This window comes from Streptomyces sp. NPDC051104, assembly GCF_040682835.1.
Lineage (GTDB): Bacteria > Actinomycetota > Actinomycetes > Streptomycetales > Streptomycetaceae > Streptomyces > Streptomyces cynarae.
On the sequence record NZ_JBFBBS010000067.1, the window covers coordinates 1 to 17430 of the forward strand.

17 protein-coding genes and 3 pseudogenes are annotated in these 17430 nt (G+C 68.5%); 5 read left to right on the forward strand and 15 right to left on the reverse strand.

Annotation, left to right across the window (positions count from 1 at the left end; genetic code table 11):
• Nucleotides 1-94: 94 nt before the first annotated feature.
• The 4 genes and pseudogenes from AB0N14_RS37620 to AB0N14_RS37635 all read right to left on the reverse strand — a co-directional run bounded on the left by AB0N14_RS37620 (nt 95) and on the right by AB0N14_RS37635 (nt 2633).
• Entirely contained in the window at nt 95-544 is a 450-nt protein-coding gene (locus AB0N14_RS37620; RefSeq protein WP_365728874.1) for a hypothetical protein, read from the reverse strand.
• A 230-nt stretch (nt 545-774) separates the two neighbouring features.
• A pseudogene (locus AB0N14_RS37625) lies at nt 775-1377 on the reverse strand (ISAs1 family transposase); the annotation flags it as partial.
• A gap of 6 nt (nt 1378-1383) precedes the next feature.
• Nucleotides 1384-1782 (reverse strand): type IV toxin-antitoxin system AbiEi family antitoxin domain-containing protein, encoded by a 399-nt coding sequence (locus tag AB0N14_RS37630; RefSeq protein WP_366030216.1) that lies wholly within the window; start codon nt 1780-1782, stop codon nt 1384-1386.
• Nucleotides 1779-2633: an IS5 family transposase gene (locus AB0N14_RS37635; protein WP_366030217.1), complete on the reverse strand. Its 855-nt coding sequence runs from the start codon at nt 2631-2633 to the stop codon at nt 1779-1781. The genes AB0N14_RS37630 and AB0N14_RS37635 overlap by 4 nt, the downstream gene beginning before the upstream one ends.
• A 539-nt stretch (nt 2634-3172) precedes the next feature.
• On the opposite strand from AB0N14_RS37635, the pseudogene AB0N14_RS37640 reads away from it, so the two are divergent.
• A pseudogene (locus AB0N14_RS37640) lies at nt 3173-4443 on the forward strand (IS110 family transposase).
• Nucleotides 4444-4536: 93 nt separating this feature from the next.
• Entirely contained in the window at nt 4537-5127 is a 591-nt protein-coding gene (locus tag AB0N14_RS37645; protein ID WP_366030219.1) for a GNAT family N-acetyltransferase, read from the forward strand.
• 130 nt (nt 5128-5257) lie between these two features.
• Here AB0N14_RS37645 and AB0N14_RS37650 read toward each other — a convergent pair whose 3' ends face one another.
• Together AB0N14_RS37650 and AB0N14_RS37655 are read right to left on the reverse strand one after the other, a co-directional pair.
• On the reverse strand, nt 5258-5899 hold the full coding sequence (locus AB0N14_RS37650; RefSeq protein WP_366030220.1) for a carbonic anhydrase: 642 nt from the start codon (nt 5897-5899) through the stop codon (nt 5258-5260).
• Between the two features lie 162 nt (nt 5900-6061).
• The gene (locus tag AB0N14_RS37655; RefSeq protein ID WP_366030221.1) at nt 6062-7312 is read right to left on the reverse strand and encodes a SpoIIE family protein phosphatase; all 1251 of its coding nucleotides are present in this window, start codon (nt 7310-7312) and stop codon (nt 6062-6064) included.
• A 387-nt stretch (nt 7313-7699) separates the two neighbouring features.
• Between AB0N14_RS37655 and AB0N14_RS37660 the strand changes: the two genes are divergently transcribed.
• Entirely contained in the window at nt 7700-8047 is a 348-nt protein-coding gene (locus tag AB0N14_RS37660) for an STAS domain-containing protein (RefSeq protein ID WP_366030222.1), read from the forward strand.
• Between the two features lie 722 nt (nt 8048-8769).
• On the opposite strand, the gene AB0N14_RS37665 is transcribed toward AB0N14_RS37660, so the two are convergent.
• From AB0N14_RS37665 to AB0N14_RS37675, 3 genes are all read right to left on the reverse strand, one after another.
• Nucleotides 8770-9168 (reverse strand): hypothetical protein, encoded by a 399-nt coding sequence (locus AB0N14_RS37665; RefSeq protein ID WP_366030223.1) that lies wholly within the window; start codon nt 9166-9168, stop codon nt 8770-8772.
• Complete coding sequence (locus tag AB0N14_RS37670; RefSeq protein ID WP_366030224.1) at nt 9168-9674, reverse strand: hypothetical protein; 507 nt, start codon at nt 9672-9674, stop codon at nt 9168-9170. The genes AB0N14_RS37665 and AB0N14_RS37670 overlap by 1 nt, the downstream gene beginning before the upstream one ends.
• Before the next feature lie 63 nt (nt 9675-9737).
• Nucleotides 9738-9992 (reverse strand): hypothetical protein, encoded by a 255-nt coding sequence (locus AB0N14_RS37675; RefSeq protein ID WP_366030225.1) that lies wholly within the window; start codon nt 9990-9992, stop codon nt 9738-9740.
• Nucleotides 9993-10235: 243 nt separating this feature from the next.
• Here AB0N14_RS37675 and AB0N14_RS37680 point away from each other — a divergent pair, with 243 nt between their 5' ends.
• Complete coding sequence (locus AB0N14_RS37680; RefSeq protein WP_366030231.1) at nt 10236-10697, forward strand: GNAT family N-acetyltransferase; 462 nt, start codon at nt 10236-10238, stop codon at nt 10695-10697.
• A 58-nt stretch (nt 10698-10755) separates the two neighbouring features.
• Here AB0N14_RS37680 and AB0N14_RS37685 read toward each other — a convergent pair whose 3' ends face one another.
• The 4 genes and pseudogenes from AB0N14_RS37685 to AB0N14_RS37700 all read right to left on the reverse strand — a co-directional run.
• A complete protein-coding gene (locus AB0N14_RS37685; RefSeq protein ID WP_366030226.1) occupies nt 10756-11997 on the reverse strand; it encodes a PP2C family protein-serine/threonine phosphatase in 1242 nt (413 codons plus the stop codon).
• A 209-nt stretch (nt 11998-12206) separates the two neighbouring features.
• Nucleotides 12207-12713, reverse strand: coding sequence for an ISAs1 family transposase (locus tag AB0N14_RS37690; protein WP_366030227.1), 507 nt, complete (start codon nt 12711-12713; stop codon nt 12207-12209).
• A 73-nt stretch (nt 12714-12786) separates the two neighbouring features.
• Nucleotides 12787-13053, reverse strand: coding sequence for a hypothetical protein (locus AB0N14_RS37695; protein WP_366030228.1), 267 nt, complete (start codon nt 13051-13053; stop codon nt 12787-12789).
• Nucleotides 13054-13365: 312 nt separating this feature from the next.
• Nucleotides 13366-13713 (reverse strand): annotated as a pseudogene (locus AB0N14_RS37700) (oxidoreductase); the annotation flags it as partial.
• A gap of 306 nt (nt 13714-14019) precedes the next feature.
• Between AB0N14_RS37700 and AB0N14_RS37705 the strand changes: the two are divergent.
• Nucleotides 14020-14490: a hypothetical protein gene (locus AB0N14_RS37705; RefSeq protein WP_366030233.1), complete on the forward strand. Its 471-nt coding sequence runs from the start codon at nt 14020-14022 to the stop codon at nt 14488-14490.
• 634 nt (nt 14491-15124) lie between these two features.
• Here the strand turns inward: AB0N14_RS37705 and AB0N14_RS37710 are convergent.
• A complete protein-coding gene (locus AB0N14_RS37710; protein ID WP_366030229.1) occupies nt 15125-16105 on the reverse strand; it encodes an RNA polymerase subunit sigma-70 in 981 nt (326 codons plus the stop codon).
• 46 nt (nt 16106-16151) lie between these two features.
• Complete coding sequence (locus tag AB0N14_RS37715) at nt 16152-16895, reverse strand: SDR family oxidoreductase (protein WP_366030230.1); 744 nt, start codon at nt 16893-16895, stop codon at nt 16152-16154.
• Between the last annotated feature and the right edge of the window lie 535 nt (nt 16896-17430).

A 17430-nucleotide genomic window follows, 5' to 3' on the forward strand; every position in this document is an offset into this window, starting at 1 on the left:
GCAGCGCATGCGATGACCTGTCCCCACACGGCGAGGGACATATCGGGCACCCAGCCGTTCACGGCGACGACGTCAGACCACAGACGAATCGAGGTCAGTCGCCCGATACGCCCCAAAACGCGATCTCGCGCGGGACGCCGTCCGCGTAGAGGACCATGCAGTGGCCGCTCCACTTCGGGGTCTCCTCCAAGTTGTCCAGGGCCTCGAAATCCATGCCGCCGAAGTCCGCAAGGCTTGGTTGATCGGAGCCGAACCCAGCGCGGATTGCCGTCACACTCAACGGCCGGACGGTACCGAAATCGTGCTCGTCCTCAGCGGCGATCACCCGGTCAACGTCTAGCACCGAATGGGTCCCGCAGGTGCCCATGAACTCCCAGTAGACCTCGTTCTCCAACAGATCATCCGGCGAGGCCGGCGCAGGCAGCCCCCACTCCGTGGGGCCGTAGTACTCGCCAGACGCCAGCACCTGGGCTCGCACAGTTTGCAGCGCGGCCCCGAAGTCGCTCTGATACGGCGTGACGTACCTCCAGCCCGATGCACCCACGTGTTGCCCCTCTCGCGCTGCCCCAAACCGGCGCCGCAATGCTAACGGGGAGCGCTGACACCACGATGCCGGCCCTTAAACCCGACGCTTCTCGGCGCTGCCTCGCACAGGTTCGCCGGAACATGTGCGCTTTGCCGAACGATTCGTTCGAGGCGATCGCGACGCTGTTCTTCTCCTCGCGTTCGGTCCAGGGCCCCGGCGTTCGGTCCGGATGTCCGGGTTCGTGGTGATCATGTGAGTCCGTAGAGGTTGAGGACACGGTGCCGGTCGGCGTGAACACGCCTGGCGGAGGCGAAGTTGACGTAGCCGGCAAGGGTGAGCGCACGGCGGATCAGGTCCCGCAAGGCGGCAAGGACAGCGGGGGTGTTGCGGGTGCGGATCTGGCAGAGATCTTCTCCGAACACAACATCACGGAGCCAGTGGACGGTGTTCTCCACGGTCCAGTGCCCGCGTGCCCAGGAGGCGATCTCGGCCGCGGTGGCCTGCTCGACGGGCAGGTCGGTGATCGCGTACACGGTCTCGGTGCGCCACCGTTTCATGCCAGCCGTGCGGCGTTTGCGCTGGATGCGCAGGACCTGGCGGGCATGCGGGAAGAGCAGGTTGTTGACGGTGACGACCTGGACGTGGCGCTGTTCACGGCGGCCGTGGCCGGCGCTGTCGTCACCGTGGATGACGGGGATGGCCTTCCAGGGCAGATTCTGCAGCTGCTGGGCGAGCTTCTTCCGGTTGGCCTTGATGGTGAATAGGTAGTGGGTGCTGCGCTGTTCGACGAGGTAGGTGGCATGGGCGCGCTGGGCGTGCAGGGCGTCCACGGTGATCACGTCGTCCTTGAGAGGACGTTAAGTCCGTTTCCGGTAGCGGCCGTGTCCGGGTTGGTCGAGGAGTCCCTGACGGACGAGTCGTCCCAGGCGGGAGCGGGTGACGTTGATCGAAGGCTCGTCTGTGGGCAGCCCGAGGAGTTCGTGTAGGTCGCGAACCCGGAAGACCTGCCCGGGGTGCTCGTTGAAGGCGGTCACGATGCGCTGGTAGACGGTGGCGGTCTCCGCGGGGGCCGGTTCGTGTTCGGGCAGGGTGAGGCCGTCGATGACCTTGCCGGTAGTGACGATCTCGGCGAGGCGGGCCTCGACCTCGGCCAGGGCACCGGTGAGTTGGACGATCTGTTTGCGCAGGCTGTCGGCTCGTACGGCGGTCTCGTCGTGTTCGGCCTGCAGCAGCCGCAGGAGTTCGGTGACGTTCACGCGGCCAGCTCGACGCCGTCACGCCAGGCGGGGCTGGGGGTGGTGAGGCGGCGGAGCATGCCGGCGGTGGAGGCCCAGTAGACGCGGGAGGCGGCGTTGTCGGGCCGGTGGTCGTAGTCGCGGGCGAGGCGCCGCTGCAGCATGAGGGTGCCGTTGACCTGCTCGACCACCCACCGCTTCGGTTGCGGAACGAAGCCCTTTCCGGCGTCGTCGGGGTTGCGGCGGACCACCTCGACGGCGATGTCCTTCACCGCCCCGTGGATGATCACGGCGTCCTTGAAGCCCTGGTCGACCAGGGCCTTCTCCAGGCGCATCCCGCACCGTTCGGCCGCCTGGTCCAGCAGGGCGATGCCGGCCTCGTTGTCGTGCGCGCTGGCGGCGAGGACCACCACGCCGATGACTAGGCCCAGCACGTCGACGGCGAGTCCCCGCTTCCTGCCGGGCGTCTTCTTGTTCGCGTCCAGTCCCGTCGTCTCCTTCGGCACCCCTGCCGCCACGCGGACGGACTGGGTGTCGATGATCACCAGGGACGGGTCCTCTAATCGCCGGGCCCGCTCCCGCACCTGGCAGCGCAGGATCTCCTGGATCCGCTGGTCAAGACCGTCCTGACGCCACAGCGTGAAGTAGTAGAACACCGCCGACCAGGCCGGTAAGTCATGCGGCAGGAGCCGCCACTGACAGCCCGTCCGGTTCCGGTACAGCAGCGCGTTCACGACGTCGCGCAGGTCGCAGGAGCCCGGGTCTCCGGTCGCCGAGCGTGACACCCGCTCCTGCTTCCAGGCGGTGATCAGCGGCTCGATCAAGGCCCACTGCCCGTCGGACAAGTCCGTTGAGTACGGTATCCGTTCCATGCCCCCGACCCCATCATGCACACGACACCACAGTCAGCCTGAGCACCCCAGTGCCCACGAACGGGCGACACCAGATCATCCAGAAACGGACTTAACGTCCTCTGAGACCGGCGCCGTTGCCCGCCGATGGATCCGTGGTGGTGACGTGGGCGCCGGGCAAGGTCTGAACCGACCAGGGCCCATGAGGCCTCCCGATAGAGCGGCAGCCCGGCGTCTCCGCACCACCACGAGCCCATCCATGCCGTGAGCTTCGCGGGGTGACGCGGGCCCCGGGCTGATGCCTCAGTTTCTCCTGGCCGTTCCAGGCCTCGGTCAAGAGCGGCACGGCCCGGTGCCTACGTGACCACCGCGAAACTCACGGCGGCCGGCCGAACGTTGATCGTCACGGCGTGAGCCTGCTCCAGGGTCGACCTCTTGTTCATCCGCGAGCCCGTGAGCTCTGCAGACAGATCGAGCCCCTGGGGTGCGCTGGTGTCGCGAACGGCTACTGAGATGGCGGACCTGTGAGTCCTGGGATTAGGGCGCCGCGTGACCCGCATGTGCTCGCGACCTGCACAAACGAATGGACCTGGGAGGACAGCTTGACCGTGTTCTGCGGCATCGACTGGGCAGAGCGCCACCACGACGTCGCCGTTGTCGACGGCACCGGCACTCTCCTTGCCAAAGCCCGCATCACTGACGACGCGGTCGGCTACAACAAGCTGCTGGACCTCTTGGCCGAACATGGTGACAGCCCCGGCACCCCCATACCGGTGGCCATCGAGACCAGCCACGGCCTCCTTGTCGCCGCCCTGCGCACCGGCAGGCGCTAAGTCTTCGCGATCAATCCCCTCGCCGCTTCCCGCTACCGGGACCGCCACGGCGTCAGCCGCAAGAAGTCCGATCCCGGCGACGCCCTCGTGCTTGCGAACATCCTGCGCACCGACATGCACACCCACCGCCCCCTGCCCGACGACTCCGAACTCGCCCAGGCCATCACCGTGCTGGCCCGCGCCCAGCAGGACGCCGTCTGGAACCGGCAGCAGGTCGCCAACCAGGTCCGCTCACTGCTGCGCGAGTACTACCCCGCTGCCCTGCACGCCTTCCAGGGCAAGGAAGGTGGCCTGACTCGGCCCGACGCCCGCGTCGTCCTCACCCTGGCCCCGACCCCGGCGAAGGCCGCGAAGCTCACCCTCGCCCAACTGCGCGCCGCCCTCAAACGCAGCGGCCGCACTCGCGCCTTCGACACCGAGACCGAGCGTCTACGGGCCATCTTCCGCTCCGAGTACGCCCACCAGCTCCCGGCCGTCGAGGAAGCCTTCGGCCACCAACTCCTGGCTCTGCTCAAGCAACTGGACGCCGCATGCCAGGCCGCGGACGACCTCGCCGAGGCAGTCCAGACCGCCTTTCACCAGCACGCCGACAGCGAGATCCTGCTCAGCTTCCCCGGCCTGGGCCCTCTGCTCGGCGCTCGGATACTCGCCGAGATCGGCGACGACCGGAGCCGGTTTGCCGACGCCAGAGCCTCAAGGCCTACGCCGGCTCCGCCCCGATCACCCGCGCCTCCGGCAAGAAACGCTTCGTCGGCCGCCGCTTCGTCAAGAACAACCGCCTCATAAACGCCGGCTTCCTCTGGGCCTTCGCAGCCCTGCAGGCCTCACCCGGAGCCAACGCCCGCTACCGGCGCAGACGCGAGCACGGAGACTGGCACGCCGCCGCACAGCGCCACCTACTCAACCGCTTCCTCGGCCAACTCCACCACTGCCTCCAGACCCGGCAGCACTTCGACGAACAACGCGCCTTCGCTCCACTCCTTCAAGCGCCTGCGTAACCCGGTAGTTGGCCACCGCTCGCGGAGGCGCCCACTTCGAGCCGATGTGGATGTTCGCGAGAACGGACAGCACCCCCCCGGCATGATGGATTGGTGATCAAGTCGATAGCCCCCGTGGTGCCACCTGGCCGGATGAAGCAGACGCAGCAGCCCGATTTTGCACTCTTCGGGGACATACATCTGCGCCCCTGGCGGGAGAGCGACGCGCAAACCCTGGTGCAGTCGTCTCTCGACCCGGACATCCAGTACTGGAACCGTCCCGGTCAGCTGACCATCGAGACGGCCCGGGAGAAGATCGCGCGCTGGAAGCTGCGATGGCAGGACGAGGAGGCCGCCATCTGGGCCATCGCTCCCGCCGACGACGCCCCTGTCGGGTTGATCGGCCTCGCCGACCTGGACCTACGAGGTGGCAGCGGCGAGTTTCTCTACTGGCTGTTGCCTGCCGGCCGCGGGCGCGGAGTCATGGCCCACGCCACTCTTGCCGTCAGTCAGTGGGCCTTCGGCACTCTCGGACTGCATCGCCTACGCATCACGCACTCCGTGGCCAACACGGCCTCCTGCAGGGTCGCCACCAAGGCCGGGTTCGCCTTGGAAGGAACGATGCGCAGCGCGCTCCTCCACGCTGACGGCTGGCACGACGAACACCTCCACGCCCGCATCCAGGACGACACCGAACCATCGTGAGAGGAAGACAAGCTGACCTGCCGAGAAGTCAGCTTGACTTCTTAGCCCCCTGAGATGTCTCGGAGGGGGCGGGGGTAGGCGCGTGATCTTGCTGTGTGTGGGTGGGGACTGGTGGGTGGGTCGGTGTGGGTCAGGACGCGGCGGGGACCGCCGCATCAAGGCCGCGGGAGGCGACGAGCTGTGCACTGCCGTCGGCCAGCCGGTAGGACAGTCCCACCACGCCGAGGCGGCCGGCGGCCACCCGCTCGGCCAGGACGCGGGAGCGTTCCAGCAGCAAGTCCACGGTGTTCTCGATGTGCTCGGCCAGGATCTGGTCGGCCTGGTCGCGTCCGGCGGCGCGGGCTGCCAGCACGCTCGGGGTCACCCGTTCGACAACATCACGGACGAAGCCGCCGGGCACCCTGCCACCGTCGGCTGCGGCACGTGCGGCTGCGATGGCCCCGCACGAGTCGTGGCCGAGCACGACGACGAGCGGGGCGTCGAGCACGCTCACGCCGTACTCGACGGAACCGAGGACCTCTGCACCAGCGACATGCCCCGCGGTGCGCACCACGAACAGGTCGCCCAGACCGCGGTCGAAGATGATCTCGGCGGCCAGCCGGGAGTCGGAGCACCCGAACAGCACGGCGAAGGGCTGCTGGGACGGTGCGATCTCGGTGCGGCGTATGGCGTCCTGGTTCGGGTGCTCGGGGGTGCCTGAGACGAAGCGCTGGTTACCGGCCATGAGCAGCTCGAAGGCGTCGCGGGGCGTCGGGTTCTGGATCTCGGTCATGGCGGCAGCCTACGAGTCGGCACCAACCGTCGCACCGCCTGGGCCCGCCGGAGCTCACCAGCTCGGCCTACTGGTGAGGTACAGCCGTTGGCGCCGAGATTGATCATGGTTTTGGGTGAGGGTTCTCGCCGCTCCAGAGGTGTCCCTGCGCCTCACCCGAGATCACGATGATGTCTCCAGGCGGACGACGACCATGGCGATGTCGTCGTGGCCCCCGCTGGTGAGGCCGAGGCGGGCGAGGAGGGCATCGGCGAGGTGTTCCGCGCCGAATCCGGTGCAGGTGGCGAGCGTGGAGGTCAGGCGGGCCAGGCCGGTGTCGATGTCCTCGTCGCGGCGTTCGATCAGGCCGTCGGTGTAGAGGATGAGGGTGTCGCCGGGGGTGTAGGTGGCATTGGCCTGGGGGTGGGGGACGTGTTCGGGGCGGGCGCCCAGCGGTGGGTCGGTGGCCTGATCGAGCAGCTCACTGGCGCCGTCCGGGTGCAGCAGGACGGGCGGGGGGTGGCCGGCGCTGCTGTAGATGAGCAGGCGGCTGTGGCAGTCGACGAGGACCTGGACGGCGGTGGCGGCCAGCGCTCCCTCGACCGAGCGCGCATACAGCCCCAGCACCTCCAGGGCTTGTGCCGGGCCGTGGACGGCGCGGGTGGCGGCGCTCAGCGCGCTGCGCAGCCTGCCCATGACGGTGGCAGCGATCAGCCCATGGCCGACCACGTCACCGACCGCGACGGCGAAGCGGCCCGCGGACAGATCCACCGCGTCGTACCAGTCGCCGCACACGTTCAGTGATCCGACCGCGGGCAGGTAACGCACGGCGACGTCAGGGTGCCGCGCCAGGTCCGGAGTGTGGAGCATGGTCTCTTGCAGGGCTACGGCGATGCGCCGTTCACGGGCGTGGGCCTGCCGCAATTCCTCGTTCAGCCGCTGCAGCTGCCGCGCCCGGGCATACAGCTCGGCCTCCATGGCCGCTTCCCGGCCGGGGCGGACCGACGGCTGCGCCAAGCGGCGGGCGCGGACGACGTCGGTCATGTCCTCGGATCGGTGGATGATCCAGGCGACCTTTCCGTCCGGGCCGAGCAGGGGCACGTTGATCGCGGACCACCAGCGCTCCTTGGACACCTCCGGGTTGCCGGGGACCGGGATGTCGTACTTCTGCAGTGTCATGTGATCGGCCTGGCCGGAGGCCAGGACACGGTGCAGCGAGGCTTTCAGCGTGTCCACCCCGTCGGCCTCCGGGTCGGCGGGATTGTCCGGGAAGACGTCGAAGAGGTACTGCCCTACCAGCTCGGCCCGGCTGAATCCGGTCACCTCGCAAAAGGCCCGGTTGGCGTCGGCGACCACCAGGTCCGTGCCGAGCATCAGACACGGGCTCGGAAGGGCGGCGAACGCCGCCATGTAGTCGATCTCCGATGCCGTCACACGCTATCCCTGGCCCCCCGGCGACCTCTGTGTTCAATCTACGTAACGCCTCGGTCCCCCGCCCGCCGAGCGGGCATACGGCCTTGGGGTGCAGCGGTGGTCTCTGGACCTGCCTTGGGGAGCATCGGCACTGCCGATGGCGCAGAGATTGATCATGGTCTGATCGTGCTCGGAGCGGCCCGGAGTGTCCGGGTGAATCCATCCTTGGCCGCGTGGATGATGAGGCATGGAGCGCGAGGAGAGCCGCGGGTGGGCGGAGACCGCCATCGCCGGATTGCACATCCGTGGCGGTGGTGCCGCTGGAATACGTCTCCTCGGCTGGGAGGGTGTCCTGCCGCTGTCGGTGGTCAGGACGGTCGTGGTCGGGCAGGCGGTTGGGCAAGCACTGTGGAAGATCTTCCCTCGGTCGAGGTGACCGTGTCGGGCCCCTGCCTGGTGGCCAAGGTGCGCGGGGTCATGGACTACGGCACGGATCTTGAGCTGCGCGGGCGGCTGACGCAGGTGATCGATCACGCAGAGCGGGCCGTCGTGCTGGACCTTGCGAACGTGTCGTTCTGCGACTCGGCGGGGCTGAACGTGCTGCCGGGAGCCCGTCGAGAGGCGGAGAGGGCAGCAGTGGTGCTGGTCCTGGCCTGCGTCCCCCTCGCGCTGCGCCGGATCCTGGAGATGACCGGAGTCGATCAGGTCCTGCGGGTCTTTGACACCGTCGACGCCGAGGCCGCCCTGAGCAGCTGACACTGCGAGACGTTGCGAGCGTTTCCGGTGGGGACCGGCCCGGGATGCACTCGTTCCATGCGCTAACGGCCATTCTCGGCCGGTGCGTTCAAGTCGCGAGGTCACCCTGGCGAACGCCAATAACCCGGAGGAGGGATGCCAACATGCACGGGTGATTCCGAACGGATTCGGTCCTTCTTCGTCCTGCGCCACCTCACAAGCGGCAGCAAGGACTCCCCCTACCTCGCGCAACGGTCGTGCCCCGCTTGGTGGTGTAGTCACTGGCCGAACAGATTCGGTTCCGGCCGGGGGACGCTGGCGGTCGCCCCCAGGCATGCCGATCGCGGACGGTTGCTCCATCCCCTCTGTCGTCAGCGTCGAGGCCCGGGAGCGCTGGTTGCTGGTCCCCGCCTCAAGCTTGATGTCCCGCTGCTCCCGGTGCTCGCCGTTGCTGCCGACCACGATTGTTTCGAGGTGCTTCCTGGGTGCCCGTGCGGCCCCTCACGTTCGTATACCTGGGTGGGCGGCTGCGTAGCGCATCGCCCATTTTCCAGCGTGTGTCCGGAGCGGTTGGGATGACGCCGCTGGGACCGGGACACCCTGCTCCAAAAGCAGCAGGGAGATCTACGCAGGACTCGCCGCTTGGATCCAGTCGGCTGCCCCACCGCCGAACGTTTCCTTTTTGATGGCCGTGACGGTAGCTGGGGCGACCCACGCCCGGGGGGGGACCGTTCGGCATGCGGCTACTGGTCGGGGTGGACTGCTTGGACGCCGGTGCCCGCGTATGCCTTCGGCGTCAGGGTGAGCAGGAAGCGCCCGGCCGGGAAGGCGGCGGAGGGCCTGGCGGCGTGGATGGCGTGGACGGCTGCCCAGGAGTGGCCGAAGCGTAGCAGTTCGGTGGCGGTGACCGCGGCGTTGGTGTCGAACGCCTCGATCGTGATGAACCGCAGCCCCTTGATGTAGCCGAGCAGTCCGGGACGCTCGGTGTCGCCGGCGGTCAGCGAGAGCACTGGCGCATACAGCGTGCCCAACCCGCCGGAAGCCTGCACATAGAACGCGGCAACCGCCTCGTTGAACGGATCCTTCGGGTCGTACAGCGCCGCGGCGGTGGTGTGGTCAAGGACGACCGCGATCGTCGCCACTACGCAGCTGCCTGCGAGCCGTGCTGCGCAGCGCCTAGGCGTTCAAGCAGGGCTCGGGCCTTGGCCTCGGCTTCCGGGCTCGGCGCGCCGCCAAGGGCGGAAGCCAGCTCGGCGCGTGCCAGCTCGGCACGCTCGGCGTACTCGGCGTGGGTCGGCGTGTTCTGTGCAAGTTCTTCGACCAGACCGCGGATGGTCGTGCCGTGCTCGGCTGCCAGCACGGCCAGCCGGTCACGCGCGGCGGCGCTCACCTTGATGCTCGTCTCGTCTGCTGCCATAGTCGCGACTCTATCACCTCCTCTACTCACGGTAGAGGAGGTGTGCCATCGAGACGTACCCAGACCGAAGTCGCGCGCGAGTCGACATCGCATGTTCAGCCGGGACGCGCGGTCGGTCAGCGAAGCGACGTCCGACAGCTGGCCGCGCTCGGCGCCACCGTCGCGCTCGTGGCGCGCCGAAAGGAACGACTGGACGCACTCGCCGATCGGATCACTGCCGATGGCGGTCACGCCATCGCCGTCCCCGCCGACATGGCCCTGTTCTCCCGAAGCTGCCACGAAGTGACAAGTAACTCAGGGTGTTGTTAGGGCCTTGGTTTCCGTACGGGATTCTGGAACTTCGGGGCCAGTGAGGGCGGCGAAGTCGGCGTGGGCCCGTTCGACGGCTTTGGGGTAGGCCTCGCGGTTGGCGTGCTCGGCGAGCGCCCGGTAGATGCTGGCCACCGAGGGGCTCTGCCCCTTGCGCTTGCCGGTGGGGATGATCAGGTCGGGCTGGATCTGCTCGACGGACTCGCCGCCCGCGCGGCGCCGCAGCACGGTGTGGAGCATGTCGTCGGTGATGACCGGCGGCCGGCCGCCGTGCTTGCCCTTGCGGGCCGCAGTGTCGAGCCCCTCCAGCGTGGACTCACGGATATTCGGGTAGTCCTACGTAGGGCGTGCATCGAAAGTGGTTGGTGGTGACGGCGTGGGCTGTGCTTCCCTGCCGGAGTGAACATCGAGAATTCCGGGGTTGCCGTGGAAAGGCCAGGCCATTGGGTCCGGCGGAGGACTAATGGCGATGTTGAGAAGTGCGTGCGGGTTCTCGCGGAAGTCCATCAACGTGACGGGTATCCGATGAACTGGCCTGACCAGCCTGATGAGTGGTTGTCGTACGCTTCCGTATGGGGGGCCTGGGTCGCTGAACTTGGCGGCCGTGTCGTTGGCCATGTCAGCTTGTCCCGCTGCGGCGAAGGGGATCTGGCCCCCGGCTTGTGGAGCGACCGGAACGAGACGAGCATGGACCTGACCGCAGTGGTCAGCCGGCTGTTCGTCGCCCCGCAGGCCAGGGGGCATGGAATCGGTGCACTGCTGATTGGCCAGGCCGTGGAGGAAGCACGAGGGCGTGGCCTGCATCCGGTGCTCGACGTCGTGGCCTCCGATACCGCCGCGGCAGCCCTGTATGAGCGGCTGGGCTGGGAATTGATGGCCACGGTCGAGCAACGATGGAGCCCGTCTCAGCTGGTGGCCATCCACTGCTACGCGGCGGCATCGTGATGGGGCTGGTCACAGCCACTCGTTGATGGCGGCGACGAGGATGGGTGGTGGGACAAGCTCAGGCCGGGACGGTCAGGTAGTCGGCAGTGCCCCCGCGCCACTCGACCAGGAAGAGCGTCGCGTCGTCGCTGGTGTGCCCGCCTCGTTCTCCCTTGAGGGTGTGGGAGAGCCGGCGAAGCTCTCCGCGTAGTCCCTCTTCTACCGGCTGCATGCTGTTGATGCAGTTGATGAGACGGTCCTCGCCGAAGGTCTCTCCGGCGAGGTTGCGCTCCTCGATGACGCCGTCGGTGTAGAACAGCACGCGATCACCGCGCTGGAGCTGTCGCCCGCTGATCTTGGGACGTTGTCCGCCGAAGCCGACCGGCAGGGTGGTCGCGCTCTCCAGCCGCTCCACGACCTGGTGGTCGCGGATCAGCAGCGGAGCCGGGTGGCCCGCGTTCACCCACAGCAGACTGCCCTCCACGATGTCCAGATGCATCATCTGGGCCGTGACGAAGCGTTCGGGCCCGAACATCTGGGCGATGGCGTGATCCATGAAGGTGTACTTCTCGGACAGGTCTACCTGGGCGCGCCGGGCGTGCCGGTAGGCGCCGACGGCGACGGTCGTCATCGTGGCGGCCTCCAGGCCGTGGCCCATCGCGTCGAACACGGCGGCGTGCAGGATCGTGTCGTTAAGGGCGTAGTCAAAGCTGTCACCGGCGATGTTATAGGCGGGTTCCAGGATCCCGGCGACCGCGACCTGCGGAACCGACATCGCCAGCGGCGGCAGCAGGGACCACTGCATCTCCGCCGCGACGCTCATGGGTTCGCGACGTCTGGCCTGGAAGAACTGGTCGGTGTAGCTGTGCTTGGTGACGATGATGTCGGCGACCAGTCCGGCGAGCCTGCCCAGCAGGCGCCGGTCATCGTCGTCGACGGTGTCCAGGGTGACGGCCAGGACCCCCACCTGGTCGCTGCCGTCCAGCAGGGGCAGGTATATCCGGACGCCGTCCGCCTGCGGGACCTCGACGGCGGTCGCGTTGAGGAACGCCCGGCCCGCGGGAGAGTCGGCAATCGGCTCGGGCCCGCCGACCAGCAGTCCCCTGCCCGGTAGCGGTGCCAGCAGTTCCTGTCCGTAGTCCTGCAGCAGGATCGACACCTCACGGCCGCCGATCCTGGCCACCTCCTCCGCGACCAGGGGAGCGATCAGCTGCGGCGGCATCTCGTGGGCCCGGTCCAGCAGCAGGCCCAGCAGCCGCTCACCGAATCCTTCCGATCGGTCGGGCATGTTCCGACGAGGCTGCCGGCCACCCTCCGCCATGACTCCACCCTCCCCCCAACGTCCCTGAGCTGCCACTCCCGCGTATCCGGCGACGGGCACGGTGCCCCTCTCGAGCACGGTTCGTACAGAGTGCCGCCGCACATCAGCCGTACGGGCCATTACGCCGACTGCGGCATGTCCACCCCGCCGTCGGCCGGCTACACCCACCACCCGCCGGACCTGGCAGATCCCCTCCTCCAGGGCGCGCATCAGGTCAAGAGCGGCCTGCGGCTGCACAGGCTCCGCCCACCCCCGTCCTTCGAGCTTGGCGGTGACACCTGCTCGAGGGCGACCGTTCGCCGTCTGGCCCCGGTAGTGCGGGCCTGCAGCGGAATCTGCTTCCAGGGCAGGTGCCGCAGCTGCTCGCGCAGCTTCTTCTGGTTGCCCTTCACGACCAGGAGGTAGTGGCCCTCAGCGGTGATGACGTGCTCGGCGTGAGCGCGCTGGGTGTGCATCGCATCGGCGGTGACGACGACGCCGCGCAGGTCTATCTGGTTCAGCAGCGGGGCGAAGGCGGGGATTTCGTTGCTCTTCGCGGCAATCTGGCGCTGGGCGATCACGGTCTGGCATGCGTGGAGCGCGGCGGCGAGCAGGTGGACAGAGGTGCCGTCGGTGCGGGATCCGCGCATGGTCTTGCCGTCGACGGCCAGACCGACCAGGGTGTCGCCGGGTTCGTCGACCGGGTCGGCGACGTAGCGGGCGAGCCAGGCACCCACGGCGTCGTCGAGGGTGTCACCGTCCAGCAGGCCAGGAGCCTTCCCAGCGTGGAGGCGTTGGGTGCGCTGGAGGTCAGTCCGAGTTGTTCGCGCAGGTCGGAGTCGGTATCGGCGGCGAAGCGGGCGATGGCGGCCAGGGACGTTGCTCCGCCGAGACGGCGACCAGGTACAGCGCGAGCAGGGAGCCCAGGCGGTAGCGGCGGCCCCGGACACGGCGGGGATCGGGTAGCCGTCCCAACACGTCCGCCAGGCAGGCGAGCTGTGACGGTTCCGGTTCCGGGAAGGTGGAATCAGTGTCCGGGCAGTGGCGCTGCAGGACACGGATCAGGGAGGACGGCACGCGAACGCAACTCCTGTTCGTGATCAAAGGCTTCGACAACCTTGATCATCAGGGGTCGCGTCTCTCGTTGCCGAACCGGGTGAAGAACCGACCACGCCTGCGCGTACTTCTCTGTGAAGTTGAGTGTGTTGAGCTGCGCTGGCCAGCGTCTCCGTCGCGCCGAAGGCGGGGTCCCGCACCGGGCTCTCGTAGAGGAAGCGACCGGGTTTTGGCTTTGCGCATCGGACGTGGGGCCACGTGCTATCGGCCTTGTGGGTGGATGCGATGACCAACCGAGGAGGCGGCGGTGCCGCTTGCTGTGGCGTCGAGAGGTCATGCGTCGAGCAGGTCGGTCGAGACCGTCCAGAGGTGCTTGGCGGCGGCGGGATCGAGCGCCCATTCCTTGACCCCGTGCGGGTGCTGCGCGAGGTCGGCGTCGTTCGGCACGGTGTAGGCCTCTTGTGAATCGTCGAGGTAGTGGCCTCCGGAGTGCGCGAACTCCGGGGCGACGGCCGCGACGATGCTGGTGGCAGCCCCCTGCTCGACCGTTTTGTACGTGAACACTCCGGCGGCTTCGGCCGCGTCGAGCGACTCCTTCTGTTGCGTTGTGAAGTTCCGCTGCAGTCCCGTTGCGACACCGCCGGGGTTCACCGCATTGGCCATGATGCCGTCGGACGCCCAGAGGCGGCGCTTGTGCAACCGCTGCTCGTGGTGGCGGAGGAGGTTCCGTACGGGATCAGCCGGGTCATCAAGGGCCGTTGACGCCGATAGCTGATCATCGTCTCGTGTTGGCTGCGCGCCGGCCGTCACAGTGGCGCGATGGACGCAGGACCCGCCGCTGTGACGGCCGGCGCCGTCGGTGCTCTCGGCACAGCGGTGACGGGTGCCGCCGCCGCGGTCCTCGGCCGCAGCACGGCCCGCCACCAGGTCCGGACCGACGCTCTCCGGGCCCTGGGGGATGCGGCCACCCGACCAAGGAAGCAGCTCGTGATCACCACTCTCGTTGCCTGCATTGGGACGCTGCTTGGATCGATCGTCACCGGCACCTTCCAGCACCTGGCGGCCGGCCGGGCCGAATGCGCAGCAGCCGCTGAGCAGTTGCGCCGTGACCGGCTCGACGCGGTGACCACGCTCGCCTCCGCCTGCTCCGACCACCGTCGGGCCCTGTGGATGCGCGGAGAGGCTCGGCTGCGTGGCGCCGGCAGTGATGAGCTGGAAGAACTGCGAGCCAGGTCTCATGTCACCCGCTCCGCCATCACCCGGCCCCTGGTTGCGCTGCGGCTCGTCGTGCCCGACCCGGCTGTCCACGCCACCGCTCAGGCGATGGTCGTCGCCACCTACGACACGGTCGATGCCGCCACGAGCATCGAGGAGCTCACCGCGACGCAGGACGCCGCGCGGGCCGCACACGACCGCTTCATCGACGCTGCCGCTGCCTACTTCGGCACCAGCACCTGACAGTGCCTCTGCCCCGCCGCCCGAGGTGACACGGCGGCCGCCGATCTCGGTGAGAACGGAATTCTTGCCTGATTTCCTGTTCCTGAGGCCGATATGACATAACGGTGGCCGTGACACTTGAGCGAACGGCTCGTTGGGCCGGTATGGGCGGGGAGATCGAACAGGTGCGGGCCAAGCTCGCGCGGATGTTTGTGACAGGTTGCGTTGGTACCGCTCCGGCACTGGAGTTGGCTCCACCCACGGCGGGCAGACGGCAGCGGGCCCGGACCACTGACGGCCGCCTCTAGCTGCGTCTATTCCCTCTCTCAGCCCTGGGAGCGCGTCAGCTTCGGGCGTGTCGGGGTGGGACCAAAACGAGTGCCGATCATGGAAAAAGTGGGGCCAACTCAACGTGTCACAAACACGCGGACGTGCGGACCGTGTGGTCACGGTCTGGGGTTGCATGAGAAGCCCGATCCCGAGCGGGGTGTCCGTACTCTCCGCCGCAGGCGTGCAGTGTGAAGCGAGGCTGTGCGCGCATCGTGTTCAGCCCGGCGGACGTGTGGTGCCGGCCGGAGGTGAAGGCCGCGCTGATGCGCTTGCTCAGTCGGTGAGAAGCTGTGCGAAGACCCCGTTGAACAGCGCCGTGGCCGGTTCAGGTCGTGAGCGCGGGTGCGAGGCCGAATGTCGGTACCAGGTGTGGGTCGTTGAACGCCGTGATGCGGGAGATGCGGGCCCCGATGAGGGTCAGGACTTGGATGCCGTACGCCTCGTACCGGCCGTCGCCTGTGTGCTGGTAGGCGACGAGGGCGGGCTGGCCGTTGGCACGGGTGGGCACCATGTGCCACCGGTCCGTGCGCAGGACTCGGTGGGCCAGGAACCCGACGACGGCTTGGCGGCCGGTGAACCAGGTGGGGGTCGGCGGCATCTCCATCTCGACGTCGGCCCGCAGGAGTTCCACCAGCGCGTCGAGGTCGGCCCGGGTGAAGGCGTCGACGTAGCGGTCGAGGAGGGTGCGCCGGACTTCCTCGTCCGGCTCGGCCAGTTCCTCCTCGGCCGGCCCCGCCTCGGCCAGGCGGGCCCTGGCGCGGCGCAGCGCGCTGTCGACGGCCGCGGTAGTCGTGTCGAGGATCTCCGCGACTTCGGCCGTCCGGAACGCCAGGACGTCTCGGAGCGTCAGGACGGCGCGCTGGCGGGCGGGCAGGAGCTGGAGTGCGGTGATGAAGGCGAGCCTCACTCCAGTCCTGCCGGCCACGATCGCGGCCGGGTCGTCGACACCGAACAGCAGGTCGGGGGCCGGCTGGAGCCACTCCACCGAGGGCTCGCGGACGGCCACGCTCACCCGGTGGTCGTCCGACGGTGCGCCGAGGCCCGAGGGAAGGGGCCGCTGGGAGCGCGTCTCCAACGCCGTCAGGCAGGCCCGGGTGGCGATCTTGTACAGCCACTGCCGCACGGAGGAGCGGCCCTCGAACCGGTCGAACGCGCGCCACGCTCGCAGGTAGGTCTCCTGTACCAGGTCCTCGGCGTCATGGATCGAGCCGAGGATCCGGTAGCAGTGTGCGAGCAGCTCCGGCCGGAACGACTCGGTGCGGGCGGCGAACTCCGCCTGCTCAGCGTCCTTGGTGTACGGCGGCATGGGGGTTACTCCTGGAGGTGCGGTCACGTCGGCTGTAGGCGGCGGCTCAGTCGATCGGTTGCAATCCGGTGCCGGTGACCCGGTACTCCGGGGTGCTGTCGGGATCCTGGGCGATGGCCATGACGGCCTTGGCGACCTGGTCGGCGGTGAGGATCGGCTGCTCCCGGTTCTTGAGGAAGGTGTCCCGGTCGACGCCCTGACGTGCGGCGTAACCGTCGACCGCGACCGAGCCGACACCGCCGGCCGGAGTCATGTTCGGCAGCAGCGTGTGGAACCGGATGCCGAGACCCGCTCGCTGCGACTCGTCGGCCGCGTACCCGCGCAGATACCGGACGGCGGCCTTGGCGCTGGCGTATCCGCCGCTGAGCGGGGAACCGGCCAGGGCGGCTCCGCTGGACATCGAGATGACCACGCCGCCCGGCGCCAACGGCTCCCGCAGCGCCGCCTGGGTCCAGGCGAAGACGTGCCGGGTGTCGGCCTGCCAGTTCCGGCTGAAGGTCTCCCAGGTCTGCTCGTGCACAGGCGCCATGCGCGGCGTGGCCCGGGCGTTGAGGACGAGCAGGCCAGGACGGTTCTCGCGGATCACGTGCTGTGCGAGTGCTTCGTCGGTGGCATCGGCGGCTACGGGTGTGAAGCGGTCGCCGAGTTCTTCGCGTGCGGCGCCCAGTTCCCGCTCGCCGCGGGCGATGCCGACGACGTTGGTGCCTGCGGCGACGAGCGCGGCGGCGATCGCACGCCCGAAGCCGCGGCTTGCACCGGTGACGACGGCGGTCTGGATGGGATCGGACATCAAAGACTCCGCAGTGGTGGTCGGGTTCGGTCGTAATCAAGACCGGCCCCGGCTCGAAAAACCGTCGCCACTCCCAAAAAACGGCGGAGCAATCTTGTGGATCGCACGCACCTGTTCGCGACGGACTCCACGCGCCCGGCAGGAGCCCGGCCGCGTCGCGGGCCGGGCCTCCCCGCCGATGCGACTACGCCACTTCGCTGCCGGCGCCAACGCGACCGGACGATCTCGGGTCGTTTCACGCTTTTGCCCGTGTCGTGGCGAGTTCAGGGCGGCGGTTCCGGCTTCCGGGCGGGTGCCCTGGCCTCGGCCTGGACGGTTTGAGTGCATCGGCGGACTGCCCAAGAGCGTCGCTTCGACCGCCTATAGGACGGCCTGTATCCCTCGCGGCGTGAACGTGGGATGATCAATTTGTGAGTCCCGGTGACGGCGGCCATGGAAAGCGGTTCTGATCCACTTGCTGTGGAGCCGTGACTGCGCGTGACGGCGTTCAGTCCGCGTGGAGGATCTGCAGGCGGAGTAGGTCGAAGCCAGCGCG

Excerpts from the sequence above, each read along its gene's own strand:
- AB0N14_RS37635 (WP_366030217.1), bottom strand. The coding sequence starts at position 2,633 with ATGGAACGGATACCGTACTCAACGGACTTGTCCGACGGGCAGTGGGCC.
- AB0N14_RS37650 (WP_366030220.1), bottom strand. The coding sequence starts at position 5,899 with ATGACCGAGATCCAGAACCCGACGCCCCGCGACGCCTTCGAGCTGCTC.
- AB0N14_RS37675 (WP_366030225.1), bottom strand. The coding sequence starts at position 9,992 with ATGCTCCACACCGTGCTGCGGCGCCGCGCGGGCGGCGAGTCCGTCGAG.
- AB0N14_RS37685 (WP_366030226.1), bottom strand. The coding sequence starts at position 11,997 with ATGGCGGAGGGTGGCCGGCAGCCTCGTCGGAACATGCCCGACCGATCG.
- AB0N14_RS37710 (WP_366030229.1), bottom strand. The coding sequence starts at position 16,105 with ATGCCGCCGTACACCAAGGACGCTGAGCAGGCGGAGTTCGCCGCCCGC.
- AB0N14_RS37715 (WP_366030230.1), bottom strand. The coding sequence starts at position 16,895 with ATGTCCGATCCCATCCAGACCGCCGTCGTCACCGGTGCAAGCCGCGGC.